Raw genomic sequence first — 14,504 nt, forward strand, 5'->3', positions numbered from 1 at the left:
TATTCCGGCTCGTCTCTGATCCTCCAGAGCGGTGCAATTCTCGGCGGTGGACTGGCACCGATGATCGCCACGGCTCTGCTCGACGCCACCGGATCTTCGGTCGGTGTGACCTGGTATCTCGCCGGGGTGTGCACGATCAGCCTGGTCGGCGCCATCGCACTGTTCAAGATTGTCCCCGATTCGTCGCGGGGCTTGGAGCACGAGGAGATTCGCGTCTCCGAAAACGCCTGAGTCCTGGTTGATCCGACATCGGCCCGTTCCCTCTGGAGGGAACGGGCCGATCGGCGTTTCACGGTCGCATGAGCTCAGTTGCAAAGGACTCCAGCGTCGCGATCAGGGCCTGCGCGGACGGACTCGACGTGCGAGTCGCCGACGAGGTGATGCCGACGCTGTGCCCGATCGGATCGAGTGTGATGGACAGGGTGGTCAAGCGCGCATCGTCGCGGGGGATGAGGCTCGGTAGTACCGCGATCATGTCGGTCTCGACCAGTAGCTGACGCACGGTGAGGAAAGAGGTTGCCTCGACCCGATTTTCGGGCAACGGCAAGCCGTTCCGGGCGAAGAACTCCTCGAGTTCGCGTCGGAGCACTGTCTCGACCCCGGGAAGGATCCAGGGGAAGCCGCGTAGTTCTTCGAGTTGGACGTCCTCGCGGTGAGCGAGCGGGTGATCTACGCGGGTGACGAGTTCGACGGACTCCGCGTAGAGGTTCCGTCTTGTCGCGGTGTCATCGGTAGGTGAGGTGAGCCGGCCGACGATCAGGTCGATTCGGCCCGCTTCCAGATCGGTGAGCAACTGCTCTGGCGTACCTTCGCGCACGACGACGGTGAGCAACGGGTGGTGAACCTTCAGGCGCGCGATAGCGCCGGGAAGCAGCACGTTGGATCCGGCGAGATGTGTTCCCACGATGACGGTTCCGCGATTGGCGTCGGCAAGTTCGACGACGTGTCGCCCGGCTTCGGTCAGCTGCGCGATCACGGCCCGTGCATGAGTTGTGAAGGCCTCGCCGAAAATGGTCGGGGTGATGCCGCGTGGGCCGCGGTCGAAGAGCGAGACGCCGAGAATGGACTCGATGTCGTGCAGACTGCGGGTCGCGACGGGTTGCGTGATGTGAAGTGCGGCAGCGGCGCCGACCACACTGCCCTGACGGCTCAATGCGTCGACGAGCAGGAGATGGCGGAGTTTGAGTCGCCCGTCGAGGAGCTTGGGCATGTCCATGGAGCAATCCTAGACGGGATTTCTCCGGGTGGGTAGGCGCCCGAAGTTGCTCAGGAGAAGGTGATTCCGATCGATTGGGACGAGGCGTACTTCTCCCAGGTTTCGCTGCTGTCCGGACTTCCCGTGTGCGCAAACGACGTCCAGTGCCGGCGTATCCGACGGCCCAGTGCGTCGATGCTCTGCCAGTCGCTGCTGCCCAGCATCGGTGAGCCCTGCCAGGACTGCTCGGTTCCCAACAAGAAGGGTAGTTCTATGCAGTGAGTTGCTCCGAAGACGTCGTCGGTCGGTGCCCAGTCGAAGCGGTACGTGTACACCGACGCGCCGGCCGCTGTGAAGGTCTCGGCCAGCTCCATTGCCGGTTCGGCAAACATGTTCTGTGTCAGTGCCTTTTCGGCGACGTGTTCGGGATCGGGTACTCCCGCTACGTCGCGCACGAAAGCAGATCCCTCGTCTCGGGTGTATCCCACGATGACGTCAGGCGCTGTTTCGAAAGTTCGGATCACCGGTTCCAGTTCGGAGATCGGCGCGAAGGGCGGTTGCACGACATTGGGGGACCGCCGGCTGAACTCGACAGCCGTGCCGCGGAATGCGTCGAGAATGTGGGAGAGCGGCGCGGTCCGAGGATCTCCGTCGAGCAGTCGGGCAAACGTCTCCCCGTTCTCGATCGCGGCAGCCTGCGTGAAGTTGAGGTCCGGCCGTGGAGTGCTCTGCAGAATTGCTCGATGGAACAGGGTTCGAGAGTTGTTACTGCTCAACAGATTCACAATCGAATGAGCGCCGGCCGACTGCCCGAACACGGTGACCGAGTCGGGGTCGCCGCCGAATGCCTCGATGTTCTCGCGCACCCACTCGAGCGCTGCGATCTGATCGTGGACCCCGAGATTGCCTTCGCTGACGCCGTCGAGGAGGAGGTATCCGAGCACGCCGACGCGATAGTTGACCGACACCACGACGACGTCGCCCTCGGCTGACAAAGCGCCGCCGTCGTACCAGGGGAGTGAGCCGCCGCCACTGGAGTACCCGCCACCGTGAAGCCACACCATCACCGGGCGATGACCGGTCAGCGACGGGGTTGTGACGGTGACGGTGAAGCTGTCCTCGCTGTGCTCCGGTTCGGGGAGCGGTGGCCCCATGATGCGTTCGAGTCGTGAAGGTGGTTGGGGGAAGACCGTTCCAAGCGCTGTGGCGTCGAAGACGTCGGAGAACGGTTCGACCGGTCGCGGCTTCTCGAAGCGCGGTGCGCTGGCGTAGGGGATCGCACCGAAGTAGTAGGAACCGTCACGCTTTCGGCCGCGGACCTTCCCCGAAGGGGTGGATGCGATCACCGTCTCGAACGAGGGCATGGGTTCCTTTCTTCTTGTGCATGCTTTTTCGAGCATGCCAGGTGGATGCCGCGGCACAAATGCCTTTGTGGTCGTGCGGTATGCGTTACGGCGTGAGTGCCTGTACCAGTCGATCTTCGAGTCGCGTCGTCACTCGGCTGTATACGGAACCGTCGTCCAGTGCCCGGGACATCACGATCGCCCCTTGGATCCCGGCCACGGCTTCTTCGGCGAGTCCGATGGAATCTTCGGCACCGACGAGTGCCGCCTCGAGAGCCGCGGTCCATTCGTCGAAGTATGTTCGGACCCTGGCGCCGAAGCGGTTTCGCTCTTCACCGAGTGCAAATGCGCCGAACAGGCAAATGCGTTGCCCTGACCGAAAGTAGTCGCCCGCGGTAGCGAACATGCTCTGGATGCGCTGCCTCGGTGGAACCGATTCTGCTCGAAGAGGTTCGAAGACTTCGGCGCGAAACCATCCGTCGACCTCGTCGAGTACGGCCTCGGCCATCTCTTCCTTCCCGCGCGGAAAGAAGTTGTAGAGACTGCCTTTGCCTAAACCGGTGTGTTCGGTGATGACGGCCAGGCTTGCTCCGTCGAACCCGTAGGTTCGAAACACGTTTGCGAGAGCGGGAATCGTGTCCGAGCGTTCAGCTACCTGTCTGGCCATGGATTCATCCTTTCATCACAGACCCAACTCGCTCAGGCCCGGATGATCGTGCGGGCGTGGTCCGGTCGGATCCCAGAAGAACTTTCGCTCGGACTCCTCGATGGGAACGTCGTTGATGCTGGCATGACGGTGGTGCATGAGTCCGTCGGCGTCGAATTCCCAGTTCTCGTTGCCGTAGGAGCGGAACCACTGCCCGTCGTGATCGTGCCACTCGTACGCGAATCGCACTGCGATGCGGTCGTCGCTGTGTGCCCACAACTCTTTGATCAACCGGTAGTCCAGTTCGCGGGTCCACTTCTCGGTCAGAAGTTCGACGATCTCGGATCGGCCGGTGACGAACGTCGACCGATTACGCCACCAACTGTCCGGCGTGTAGGCCAGCGACACCTTGTGCGGATCGCGTGAGTTCCATCCGTCCTCGGCGAGGCGGACCTTCTGGACGGCAGTTTCGTGAGTGAAGGGCGGAATCGGTGCTCGGACGGTCATTGCGGGGCCTCTCGATCAGATATGTACCTATCGGTACAGACTTTACCGATAGGTACAACAAGAGTCCAGTGAACGACTTCGGCCGCCCCCCACCGAAGCGGGAGCGGCCGAAAGAGTCGAACAGGAAGAGCTAGCGCGCGCGGCGAGCGAGGCGCTCGGAATCCGAGATCAGGACGCTCTTGCCTTCGAGGCGAAGCCATCCGCGGTGTGCGAAATCAGCGAGCGCCTTGTTGACGGTCTCGCGGGAAGCGCCGACGAGCTGGGCGATCTCTTCCTGCGTGAGGTCGTGAGTGACGCGCAGGGCGCCACCTTCCTGAGTGCCGAAGCGCTGCGCGAGCTGCAGGAGCGCCTTGGCGACACGGCCGGGAACGTCCGTGAAGATCAGGTCGGCCAGGGTGTTGTTGGTACGACGCAGACGGCGGGCGAGAACGCGCAGAAGCTGCTCGGCGATCTCGGGGCGCTGCTGGATCCATGCCTTGAGAGCGTCGCGGTCCATGCTCACGGCGCGAACCTCGGTGACGGTCGTAGCCGTCGAGGTGCGGGGGCCGGGGTCGAAGATGGACAGTTCGCCGAACATGTCGGACGGGCCCATGATCGTCAGCAGGTTCTCGCGACCGTCGGGTGAGCGTCGACCGATCTTCACCTTGCCGGACACGATGATGTACAGGCGGTCACCGGGTTCACCTTCGTTGAAGATGACATGTCCACGGGGGAAGTCGACGGGCTGCAGCTGCTTTGTCAGCGCCGCTACCGCTGAGGGCTCGACTCCTTGGAAGATGCCGGCTCTTGCCAGGACGTCGTCCACGTGCGCTCCTTGTTGGGATTTGTTCGTTTGTGGTGTCATTTTTGCGCTATCTATCTTTGTACCCTCGCTGCGCACAAACCGTCGTACACAGGCTCAGCCCTCATGAGTGAGACACTGTGTCCAATGCAATCTGTGTTCAATGCAACAGGTACGGCATCGAAGTCTACGTCCCGTTAGCTCGCGACGAGTGATTGATGCCACGTAAGAGCCGAAAATTCTTCCGGAATCTGCTGCGGTGACTACTTTGTATGGCCGTCAACTTGCCCGTTGTGTCCGGATTTCGTCCAGGCTGGCGCTCTCGGGAGCCTCCGACTGACGGCCCTTACGCCTCCGGTGGAAGCGGGCGAACGCATGGGGAAACCCATCGCTTGCCAGGCGGGCGACGTCGTCGTGACTTGCCTGGTCGAGGAAGTCTTCTACTTCATGCTCTTGGACCGAGAGCCGACGCAATCGCCCTTCGACTCGTTCCATCGCCAGGGCAAAGAGCATAAGCAGTAGCGGAAAGAGAATTACTGCGAGTCCTTGCATAGGGGGAAGTAAACACGTCGAAGGTCTCAGAATCGACACGACGGAGTCTCCACTCATGTCGTATCCGTACAGTTGTCTGAGTGCAGACCACCCCGACAGGCAGTTCAGAGCAGCGGAAGAAACCGCGTTCGGGGGGTGCGCGGAAGGAAGAATCACACCTCGGATTGGTACGCCGGGCGCGTCGGATGAATCGTGAGCTCGCTGTGGCTTTCCCGCACGTGTACTGCGAACTCGACTTCACGACTCCGTTGGAACTGGCAGTGGCGACAATCCTGTCGGCGCAATGCACCGACGTCCGCGTCAACATGGTCACGCCGGCACTCTTCGCCCGTTATCCCGACGCAAAGGCATACGCGGAAGCCGATCGGACCGAACTCGAGGAGTACATCCGCTCCACCGGCTTCTACCGGAACAAGACGACGTCGCTGATCGGACTCGGTCAGGCGCTACTCGAACGCCACGACGGGCAGGTCCCGAACAAGCTCGAAGATCTGGTGAAACTCCCAGGCATCGGACGCAAGACCGCGAACGTCGTGCTGGGCAATGCCTTCGACATTCCGGGAATCACCGTCGACACCCACTTCGGTCGGCTCGTGCGTCGGTGGAAGTGGACCGAGGAAGAAGATGCCGTCAAAGTGGAACACGCCGTCGGGGCACTGATCGAACGTAAGGAATGGACTCTGCTCTCGCATCGCGTGATCTTTCACGGCCGACGGGTCTGCCACGCGCGCAAGCCCGCGTGCGGTGTGTGTGTTCTGGCCAAGGACTGCCCGTCGTACGGTCTCGGCCCGACCGACAAAACCGAGGCCGCGGCCCTGGTGAAAGGCCCCGAGACCGATCATCTGCTCGCCCTGGCAGGGTTGTGATCGCCGATGACAAGTGCCGGAAGATGGTCTCTCGCTGCGCTCGTGGTCGTCGCGGCTCTCGTCGTGGCGATCTGGCCGCGCGGAGGAGACGACACGACGCCCACGTCGACGGGCCCGTCCTCGTCCGCGTATCAGCCGCCGACGTTCACTCCGTCGTCGGAATCGCTCGATCAACTCCGTAGCCAGGCGGCTCTGGCCTCCTGCCCGACTCCGACCGGCGAAGCGCCTGCCGGCTCGGCTCTCGCCGGAATCACCCTCGACTGCGTCTCCGACGGAGCGCCCGTCGACCTTGCCGCAGCGGTGGGCGGAAAGCCGACTCTGCTCAATCTGTGGGCGTACTGGTGCGCGCCATGCGCCGAAGAGCTTCCGTACCTTCAGGAATTCGCGGAGCGCGCCGACGGCAGCATCAACGTGCTGACCGTGCATTCGGATCCGAATCAGGAGAACGCTTTGACGCGACTCATCGACTACTCGGTGCGTTTGCCCGGCGTCCAGGACGGTGACGGCAAGGTACGGATCGCAGTGGGCGCACCGCCGGTGCTGCCGGTGTCGGTGCTAGTGCGCGCGGATGGAACAGTCGCCAAGGTCTTGCCCCAACCCTTCCGCAGTGCGGACGAGATCGCCGCAGCTGCGGCGCAATATCTGGGAGTCGTCGTATGAGTACACCGGTTCCCGAGTGGTTGCGCGCTGTCGCCAGCACCGAGCCCACCGATCCCCATCGGATCAACCCCGTCCTCGAGCGTCGCGCGCCGCGCGGCACCGTGACGCGTCCGGCCGCGGTGCTCGTGCTCTTCGGTGGACCGCGTGAGGCAGACCCTCTCGCCGTCGGCGGCTTGCCGGAGGGCGCAGACGTCCTGCTGACCCAACGGGCGTCGACGATGCGTCAGCACAGCGGACAGGTCGCATTCCCGGGCGGCGCCGCCGATCCGGGCGACGACGGCCCCGTCGGCACCGCGCTGCGTGAAGCGCAGGAGGAGACCGGGCTCGATCCGAGCGGAGTTCAGCCGCTCACCGTGCTGCCGGAGATCTTCATCCCGCCGTCGGGTTTCGATGTGACGCCGGTGCTCGGCTACTGGGAGCAGCCGACGACGGTGGGCATTCAGGACGAGGGCGAGGTCGGACGGGTGGCCCGGGTGCCGCTGCGCACGTTGCTCGACCCCGACAACCGGTTTCAGGTTCGACATCCCCTCGGGTACCAGGGCCCGGCGTTCCGCGCCGACGGCATGCTGGTCTGGGGGTTCACAGCAGGAATCCTCGCGGCGCTGTTCACGGTGTCGGGCTGGGAGATTCCGTGGAACTACGAGGACGTGAGAGACCTGGACACAGCGCTGTCCGAGTTCGGTGAAGGTGTCGAGGATTCGGCGGTGCCGCGATGACAGGTTCTCGTTGGGTGGACATCGCCATCGTTCTGGTCGCCCTCATCGCGGCCACGTCCGGATGGCGTCAGGGAGCGGTGGCGTCGGCGCTGGCGTTCGTCGGCGTGATCCTCGGTGCCGTCGCCGGGATTCTGTTGGCGCCGCACCTGCTCGTGCACGTCACCGAAGGCAAGCTGCGCATCCTCGCGGGCATCTCGCTGATCGTCGTGTTGGTCATCATCGGCGAGGTCGCCGGCATGGTGCTCGGACGCGCGGCGCGCAGCGGAATGCACAGTCCGACGGCGCGATCCGTCGACAGCGTCATCGGTGCGGGTCTACAGGCGGTGGCTGTCGTGGTCGCGGCGTGGTTGCTCGCGATTCCGCTCACTTCCTCGTCGCAGCCGAATATTGCCGCCGCTGTTCGTGGTTCGGACGTTCTCGCCAGCGTGGACGAAGTGGCGCCGCAGTGGCTGCGCCGCATCCCGACCGAGTTCTCGGCGCTGCTCGACACCTCCGGCCTGCCTGACGTCATCGGCCCGTTCGGGCGCACGCCCATCACCGAGGTCGAAGCACCCGACGCGAGCGTTCTCGCCAGTCCGTTGGCGGCGCAGTTGCGTCCGAGTGTTCTCCGCATCAACGGCGTCGCACCGAGTTGCCAGCGCGCGCTCGAGGGATCCGGATTCATCGTCGCCCCCGAACGCGTCATGACCAACGCCCACGTGGTTGCCGGAACCGAGAGCATCACCGTGGACACCATGGAGGGCGCACTGCCCGCGCAGGTGGTTCTCTTCGACTCCGCCGTGGACATCGCGATTCTGGCGGTTCCCGGATTGGACGCGCCGGTGCTGCCGTTCGCTCCGGAGCAGGCTCGGACCGGTGACAACGCGTTGGTGCTCGGCTACCCCGGCGGTGGTCCGTACACGGCCAGCGCAGCCCGCGTTCGTGAGGTCCTCAACCTGAACGGGCCGGACATCTACAAGGCCGGAACCACCCAGCGTGAGGTCTACACCGTCCGCGGATCCATCCGGCAGGGCAACTCGGGTGGACCGATGGTCGATGATCAGGGGCGGGTCCTCGGCGTCGTGTTCGGTGCTGCCGTCGACGACAGTGACACCGGATTCGTCCTCACCGCGCAGGAAGTCTCGCGCCAGTTGAACGCGGCTGCCTCGGCATCGACGCCCGTACCGACGGGCGCGTGCATCCTGTAGCGGTCACTTCTCCGTAAGGAGGAAGTCCCCGAGTTCGCGATTGACGCGCTCGGGGGCTTCCTGATGCGCGTAATGACCGACTCCGGCAATGGTGCGCAGTTTCTCGCCGGGAGCCCAGTGCTTGTCGCGACGCACGGTACGGGTGAGCACGTACGGGTCGAGTTCGCCGTGAATCTGGACGATCGGAATGCGAAGAACCTGATCCATCAAACGCATGAAACGTCGGCCCTCGGGGCGGAGCTGGCTGCGGAAGGCCCAACGCTGGTACTCCAACGTGGAATGCGCGACGCCCGGGATCCGGATCGCGGACCGCATCTTGCTCATGACGTCTGCGAATTCGGGTTGCTGCGGCCAGGTGGGGCCCGACCGCGAGCGAACCAGACGCTCCACTTCGGCGCCGTTGTCGGCCGTCAACCGACGTTCCGGGCGTAGCGGTACCTGATAGGCCAGGAACGAGGGCAAAAGCGCGCGGCGCTGATAGGGGTCGCGGACGACTGCTTTCTTGAGCGCCATCGGGTGTGGAGACGAGATCAGCGCGATCGACCGCACCAGGCGTGGATGCAGGAGCGCGGTCGCCCAGCACACCAACCCGCCGTCGGCATGACCGATCAGCGTGGCCTTGCCGTAACCCATCGCACGAATGAGGCCGGCTACGTCACCGGCGAGCGTCCAACCGTCGTAGCCGCGAGGGGGCTTGTCGGAATCGCCGTACCCACGAAGGTCCATCGCGACGACGCGGAATCCCTGCTCCGACAGTGCCGTCAATTGATGGCGCCAGGACCACCAGAAATCGGCGAATCCGTGCAACAGGACCACCAACGGAGCATCCGGCTCCGCGTCGCCTACCTCGACGACGTGAAACCGGATGCCGTTGGCGTGAATGTCCCGGTGAATCCAGGGGCCGTCGAACCTGACGGTGGATGGATCTGGGGCTGCCACTTTCGATCAGACTCGCTACCGGCGCGCGTTGAAATCGACCGACGGCTTTGCGTCGTCATGGCTGCCGGGGATGACGTTCTTGGCCTGCTTGAGCGATTCGATCGTCTTCTCCGGAGCCCTCAGCTTGCGCACGCGCAGATAACCGAGCAGCGCCAGAATCGCGGTGGTCACCACCATGATCAGGAAGACGATGAGGAACGCCAGCCAGCGCGGCACCCAGGTGTCGAGCATCTCGGCCAGGAAGAAAAAGAAGAAGAACGAGCTGAACAGCAGAACCGTGAAGGCCAGGATGAAAAAGACGCTGCCCTGCAGACCCTTCTTGACCTCGCCCGTCACCTCGGCCTTGGCAAGTTCGACCTCGGCGCGCACGAGGGTGGAGACCTGTGCGGTCGCGTCCTTGACGAGGGCCCCGATGGTGGCCTCGCCCGGCGTGCGGGCGTCCACATCGGTGAGAGGGATGGAAGAGACCGTGTTCGGTACTCCATCTCCGGTGAAGCGCTGGCTCTCTCCGTTGGTCAAGCTCACTTGTCGACCTCTCCAGGTAGTTCTCTCGCGTCCGTGGCAATGGCGGTGGAAGCGTCGTCTCGAGCCGCATGAACTCGTCCACGTCGCCACAGCAGCGCTGATCCGATCAGCGATGCCACCAACGATGTCACGAGAACTGCGGCCTTCGCTATCTCGGCCTCGCTGCCATCGCCGACCCCGTCCAATGCGAGGTCTGCTACAAGCAGGCTAACGGTGAACCCGATGCCACCGAGAACTGAGAGGGCAAACATGTCTCTCAATTCCAGTGTCTTGGGTTTGGTTGCTATCCCCAATTTGATCGCGAGCAGGGAAATTCCGAAGATTCCGACGGTTTTGCCGACCAGAAGACCGACGACAACCGATTGCCCGACGGGGTCGGTGAAAATGTCGCCGAGCACCGCCGCGTTGATCGGAACACCGGAGGCGAACAGTGCGAAGACGGGGACACAGAAGCCTGCAGAGTAGGGCTGAATGCGGTGCTCGAGACGGCTACCGGGCGCGTACTCCTCGTCCGGATCGCGCCTCACCCGGGTGAGTAAGCCGAGCGCGACGCCCGCGAGTGTGGCGTGTATCCCCGCTTCGTGCATCGCGTACCAGGTCAGTAGTGCCAGCGGGACGTAGAGGAACGGCGTCGTGATGCGTTTGTGTTGGGCGTAGGCGTAGGCAGCCAGGGCTGCGGCCGCGGTCAGCAGCCACAACATCGCGAGGGAACCGGTGAACAGTACGGCGATGAGGATGATCGCGAGCAGATCGTCGACGACGGCCAGGCTGAGCAGGAAAACTCGGGCGCTCGCCGGGATCTTCGAGCCGGTCAGCGCGAGCACGCCGAGGGCAAAAGCGATGTCCGTCGCGACGGGAATGGCCCAGCCCTTGTCCATGCCGGGCGTACCGAAACCGATGGACGCCGCGATGATCGCGGGAACCAGGACGCCGCCGCACGCCGCGATGATCGGGAGCATCGCGGCTTTGCGGTCCGCGAGTTCGCCGACCACCAGTTCACGTTTGAGTTCGAGGCCGGCGACGAAGAAGAAGCCGGCAAGCAGTCCGTCCTGCGCCCACGTGCCCAAGCTGAGGTCGAGATGGAGTGCGGACGGACCGATCTGGAAGTCACGTAGTGCGATGTAGCTCTCACCGAAAGGCGAGTTCACCCAGATCAGAGCGAGGGTGGCAGCGATCAGGAGGATCGATCCGCCCACCGTTTCGGTGCGGAGGTAGCGGGACAGTTCGGAACGCAGGGTGGAGATCACGCGTGGGGACGACCTTTGTTCGTGCAACCGAATTCGGATGCAACAGACATGAACGTGATCGACGTTGTGACGCATCGAATGCACGTGCCGACCAGACTTCCCGGCTCACCTTTACGGAATTTTATCGCGGATTGCCCGCTGAGCCGAATTCGCGAACCGAATTTGCGTCGGAAAACCCCGCGGGTGTTCAATTCCTACTGATTGGGACACTATCCCACCAATTGGACATTTTTCGTATAACGGCGCAGGAGCATGTTTTGAGCACGTCAGTCAGTGAGAATCCACCCAAGCCGGAGGGCGGCGACGCAGATACCGTCGCCGGAGTGCCGCGCAGCCGAATCGTGGTCGCCAGCATGGTGGGTACGTCCATCGAGTTCTACGACTTCTACATCTATGCAACAGCGGCAGTATCGGTGTTCCCGCACCTGTTCTTCCCGAAGGGCAACGACACCACCGCGCTTCTCGCGTCGTTGGCGACGTTCGGACTCGCGTTCGTCGCCCGTCCCCTCGGTTCGATTCTCTTCGGACACTTCGGTGACCGCGTCGGACGCAAGGCAACTCTGGTCGGCTCGTTGCTGACGATGGGCATAGCGACCTTCCTCATCGGACTACTGCCGACCTATCACCAGATCGGACTGCTGGCCCCGGCGTTGTTGGCGCTCATGCGTTTCTGCCAGGGTCTCGGGCTCGGCGGCGAATGGTCGGGTGCGGCGCTGCTCGCGACCGAGACCGCCAAGGAAGGCAAGCGGGCCTGGGCGGCGATGTGGCCGCAACTCGGTGCGCCCATCGGCTTCTTCATGGCCAACGGACTGTTCCTGATCATCACGTTGTTCATGAACCACGACAATTCCAGCCCGGACCTCGAGGGTGCCTTCCTGAGTTGGGGATGGCGAATTCCGTTCCTGCTCAGCGCAATCATGGTGATGATCGGCCTGTACGTCCGGCTCAAGCTCGAGGAAACCCCGGTGTTCGCGCGCGCAGTCGAGCGCGGCGAGAAGGTCAAGACTCCGGTGGCCGAGGTATTCAAGACCAGTTGGCGTCAGCTGATCATCGGTACGTTCGTGATGCTCGCGACGTACACGCTGTTCTACATCATGACCACCTGGGTTCTCAGCCACGGAACCGGCAAGACGGCGGCCGACGGTGGAACCGGTGCGGGCTTCAAGTACACCGATTTCCTTGTCCTGCAGTTGATCGCAGTCGTGTTCTTCGCTGCTGCCGTGCCGGTCTCGGGTTGGCTCGCCGACCGTTACGGGCGTCGTATCACCTTGCTGATCATCACCGGTCTGATCATGGTGTTCGGCTTGACCTTCGGTGTCTTCCTCGAACCGGACGGAATGAACGACGGTCGCATGTTGGCGTTCCTCATCGTGGGCATGCTGCTCATGGGCCTGACCTTCGGCCCGATGAGTGCCGTTCTCCCGGAACTCTTCCCGACCAACGTCCGCTACACGGGCTCGGGAATCGCGTACAACACGGCCAGTATTCTGGGCGCAGCGGTGGCGCCGTTCATCGCCGTCTACCTCGCGAAGAACTACGGCGTCGGTTGGGTCGGCATCTATCTTCTCGTAGCGGCGACGCTGACTTTTGTTGCGCTGCTGGTCATGCGTGAGACGAAGGGTGAGTCGCTCGACGATGTAGGGGCATAACCCTGCTGTGCGCCTTTATTAACCCCCGGCGGTTAATAAAGGCGCACAGCAGTTGTCAGGGAAGCTGAGCAGGCAGGACGTGCTCACCGGTCTTGTCGGTGCTCAAGGCCAGGGAGCTGATGTACTGCTTCTCGCCGTTCGGACCGGGCACGTTCGACGCGAGCATGTCGGGACGCTCGAATTCGATTCCGCTGACGCAGCACAGAAGCGTTTCACCGGAGGGGTTCCCGTACTCGTCGAACATCGGCAGATCGATGCCGTCGTCGGTGCGTCGTAGGTAGTACTTTCCCTTGGTGGCGACGGCCAGGACCGGCGGCATCACCAGCGCGATGACGATTGCGACGATCGGGGAGAACGGCTTGATCGCCGAACCGAAAGCACCGAAGAACACCAGGATCGAAATGCCCGCGGCCAGCAGCATCGACACGAAGCCGACGGGGTTGACGTCGTAGAGCATCCCGCGTCGGAACTCGGGGACTTTCGGGGAGAGCTTCAACCAGTACTTGTTGATTGCGATGTCCGAGGCGACGACCACGACCCAGGCGATACCGCAGTTGGCGTAGAAGCCCAGGATCGTGTTGAGGAAGTCGAACATGTTGGCTTCCATCAAGATCAGTGCGATCGCCAGGTTGACCAGAACGAAGACCATGCGTCCGGGGTAGGTCTTGGTGACGCGGGTGTACGAGTTGGTCCAGGCCAGTGAGCCGGAGTACGCGTTGGTGACGTTGATCTTGATCTGGCTGATGACCACGAGGATCACGGCCAGCGTCATGGCCAGCCAGTGCGGCATCATGTCCTGGGAGATCTCGAGGAACTGGTGCACGGGCTGGTTGGCGATCGAAGATCCGTCGACGACGTTCGCGATGATGTACACAGCGAGGAACAGTCCGACGATCTGCTTGAACGCGCCGAAGATGACCCAGCCGGGCCCCGCGAGAATTACTGCAGCCCACCAACGACGGGTGTTCTCCGGCGTCTTGGGCGGCATGAAGCGTAGGTAGTCGATCTGCTCGGCGATCTGTGCGATCAGCGACAAGCAGACACCCGCGGCCAGCATCACCGATCCGAAGTTGACGCCCTTGCCGTTTGCGCCGTCCTCACCGCCGAAGGCGAAGAACGCGCTCACCGAATCAGGGTGCTTGAACAGCAGATACAGGAACGGCAGCACCATCATGACGAGCCACAGAGGCGTCGTCCACACTTGGAGCTTTGCCAGAGCCTTCATTCCGTAAATGACCAGTGGAATGACCATCAGGGTCGAGACCGCGTAGCCGATCGAGAGTGGGATCCCGAGCCCCAGTTTCAAACCCTGGGCCATGATGGAACCTTCGAGCGCGAAGAAGATGAAGGTGAACGTCGCGAAGATGACGTTGGTGACCACCGCGCCGTAGTAGCCGAAACCGCTTCCGCGAGTGATCAAATCGAGGTCGATATTGTATCGCGCGGCATAGTAGGCGAGTGGGAAGCCGGTCGCCATGATGACGACGGCAAACACGGCGATACCCAGAAGTGCGTTACCGGTGCCGTACGAGATGCCGATGTTGGCGCCGATCGAGAAGTCTGCGAGATACGCGATTCCGCCGAGCGCGGAGGTCGCGACGACGCCGGTTCCCCATTTGCGGTAGCTGCGTGGCGCAAATCGGAGGGTGTAGTCCTCCAGCGTCTCCTTCAGTGCGGCGTTCTCACCGAGA

Annotated in this window: 15 protein-coding genes and 1 pseudogene; 6 read left to right on the forward strand and 10 right to left on the reverse strand. The window is 63.0% G+C overall.

Annotation, left to right across the window (positions count from 1 at the left end; genetic code table 11):
• Positions 1 to 231: pseudogene (locus A2J01_RS03995) on the forward strand (MFS transporter); the annotation flags it as partial.
• Between the two features lie 58 nt (positions 232 to 289).
• On the opposite strand, the gene A2J01_RS04000 reads toward A2J01_RS03995, so the two are convergent.
• From A2J01_RS04000 to A2J01_RS35630, 6 genes are all read right to left on the reverse strand, one after another.
• Positions 290 to 1,216: a LysR substrate-binding domain-containing protein gene (locus A2J01_RS04000; protein WP_003943516.1), complete on the reverse strand. Its 927-nt coding sequence runs from the start codon at positions 1,214 to 1,216 to the stop codon at positions 290 to 292.
• A 50-nt stretch (positions 1,217 to 1,266) separates the two neighbouring features.
• Positions 1,267 to 2,559, reverse strand: a complete 1,293-nt coding sequence (locus tag A2J01_RS04005; protein WP_064112038.1) for a carboxylesterase family protein — start codon at positions 2,557 to 2,559, stop codon at positions 1,267 to 1,269.
• Between the two features lie 85 nt (positions 2,560 to 2,644).
• A complete protein-coding gene (locus A2J01_RS04010; protein ID WP_042446684.1) occupies positions 2,645 to 3,205 on the reverse strand; it encodes a TetR/AcrR family transcriptional regulator in 561 nt (186 codons plus the stop codon).
• Between the two features lie 15 nt (positions 3,206 to 3,220).
• Positions 3,221 to 3,691, reverse strand: coding sequence for a nuclear transport factor 2 family protein (locus A2J01_RS04015; RefSeq protein ID WP_007732407.1), 471 nt, complete (start codon positions 3,689 to 3,691; stop codon positions 3,221 to 3,223).
• Positions 3,692 to 3,821: 130 nt separating this feature from the next.
• Positions 3,822 to 4,496 carry a Crp/Fnr family transcriptional regulator gene (locus A2J01_RS04020; RefSeq protein WP_003943506.1) on the reverse strand — a complete coding sequence of 225 codons (675 nt, stop codon included), beginning with the start codon at positions 4,494 to 4,496 and terminating at the stop codon, positions 3,822 to 3,824.
• Positions 4,497 to 4,751: 255 nt separating this feature from the next.
• Positions 4,752 to 5,024: a hypothetical protein gene (locus A2J01_RS35630; protein ID WP_064112040.1), complete on the reverse strand. Its 273-nt coding sequence runs from the start codon at positions 5,022 to 5,024 to the stop codon at positions 4,752 to 4,754.
• Between the two features lie 80 nt (positions 5,025 to 5,104).
• Here A2J01_RS35630 and nth point away from each other — a divergent pair, with 80 nt between their 5' ends.
• The 4 genes from nth to A2J01_RS04045 are packed head-to-tail and all read left to right on the forward strand — an operon-like array spanning position 5,105 to position 8,453.
• Positions 5,105 to 5,890, forward strand: a complete 786-nt coding sequence (nth, locus tag A2J01_RS04030) for an endonuclease III (RefSeq protein WP_003943471.1) — start codon at positions 5,105 to 5,107, stop codon at positions 5,888 to 5,890.
• A gap of 6 nt (positions 5,891 to 5,896) precedes the next feature.
• Positions 5,897 to 6,550 carry a TlpA family protein disulfide reductase gene (locus tag A2J01_RS04035; protein WP_003943500.1) on the forward strand — a complete coding sequence of 218 codons (654 nt, stop codon included), beginning with the start codon at positions 5,897 to 5,899 and terminating at the stop codon, positions 6,548 to 6,550.
• On the forward strand, positions 6,547 to 7,266 hold the full coding sequence (locus tag A2J01_RS04040) for an NUDIX hydrolase (protein WP_050655297.1): 720 nt from the start codon (positions 6,547 to 6,549) through the stop codon (positions 7,264 to 7,266). The genes A2J01_RS04035 and A2J01_RS04040 overlap by 4 nt, the downstream gene beginning before the upstream one ends.
• Entirely contained in the window at positions 7,263 to 8,453 is a 1,191-nt protein-coding gene (locus A2J01_RS04045) for a MarP family serine protease (protein WP_003946095.1), read from the forward strand. The genes A2J01_RS04040 and A2J01_RS04045 overlap by 4 nt, the downstream gene beginning before the upstream one ends.
• Positions 8,454 to 8,456: 3 nt before the next feature.
• On the opposite strand, the gene A2J01_RS04050 is transcribed toward A2J01_RS04045, so the two are convergent.
• The 3 genes from A2J01_RS04050 to nhaA are packed head-to-tail and all read right to left on the reverse strand — an operon-like array spanning position 8,457 to position 11,248.
• A complete protein-coding gene (locus tag A2J01_RS04050) occupies positions 8,457 to 9,392 on the reverse strand; it encodes an alpha/beta fold hydrolase (RefSeq protein WP_007732412.1) in 936 nt (311 codons plus the stop codon).
• Positions 9,393 to 9,407: 15 nt separating this feature from the next.
• Positions 9,408 to 9,917: a phage holin family protein gene (locus A2J01_RS04055; RefSeq protein WP_007732413.1), complete on the reverse strand. Its 510-nt coding sequence runs from the start codon at positions 9,915 to 9,917 to the stop codon at positions 9,408 to 9,410.
• A complete protein-coding gene (gene nhaA / locus A2J01_RS04060; protein WP_442971551.1) occupies positions 9,914 to 11,248 on the reverse strand; it encodes a Na+/H+ antiporter NhaA in 1,335 nt (444 codons plus the stop codon). Before nhaA ends, A2J01_RS04055 begins: the two co-directional genes overlap by 4 nt.
• 173 nt (positions 11,249 to 11,421) lie before the next feature.
• On the opposite strand from nhaA, the gene A2J01_RS04065 reads away from it, so the two are divergent.
• A complete protein-coding gene (locus tag A2J01_RS04065; protein WP_020968263.1) occupies positions 11,422 to 12,813 on the forward strand; it encodes an MFS transporter in 1,392 nt (463 codons plus the stop codon).
• A gap of 55 nt (positions 12,814 to 12,868) precedes the next feature.
• Here the strand turns inward: A2J01_RS04065 and A2J01_RS04070 are convergent.
• The coding region (locus A2J01_RS04070) for a purine-cytosine permease family protein (protein ID WP_197494149.1) at positions 12,869 to 14,504 on the reverse strand (1,636 nt) is incomplete at its 5' end.

Source organism: Rhodococcus sp. EPR-134 (assembly GCF_001647205.1).
In the GTDB taxonomy this organism is placed as follows: Bacteria; Actinomycetota; Actinomycetes; order Mycobacteriales; family Mycobacteriaceae; genus Rhodococcus_F; species Rhodococcus_F qingshengii.

Bases quoted from the DNA above. Each gene is read 5' to 3' on its own strand.
- A2J01_RS04015 (WP_007732407.1), bottom strand. From the start codon at position 3,691: ATGACCGTCCGAGCACCGATTCCGCCCTTCACTCACGAAACTGCCGTC.
- A2J01_RS04035 (WP_003943500.1), top strand. From the start codon at position 5,897: ATGACAAGTGCCGGAAGATGGTCTCTCGCTGCGCTCGTGGTCGTCGCG.
- A2J01_RS04010 (WP_042446684.1), bottom strand. From the start codon at position 3,205: ATGGCCAGACAGGTAGCTGAACGCTCGGACACGATTCCCGCTCTCGCA.
- A2J01_RS04000 (WP_003943516.1), bottom strand. From the start codon at position 1,216: ATGGACATGCCCAAGCTCCTCGACGGGCGACTCAAACTCCGCCATCTC.
- A2J01_RS04045 (WP_003946095.1), top strand. From the start codon at position 7,263: ATGACAGGTTCTCGTTGGGTGGACATCGCCATCGTTCTGGTCGCCCTC.
- A2J01_RS35630 (WP_064112040.1), bottom strand. From the start codon at position 5,024: ATGCAAGGACTCGCAGTAATTCTCTTTCCGCTACTGCTTATGCTCTTT.
- A2J01_RS04005 (WP_064112038.1), bottom strand. From the start codon at position 2,559: ATGCCCTCGTTCGAGACGGTGATCGCATCCACCCCTTCGGGGAAGGTC.
- A2J01_RS04040 (WP_050655297.1), top strand. From the start codon at position 6,547: ATGAGTACACCGGTTCCCGAGTGGTTGCGCGCTGTCGCCAGCACCGAG.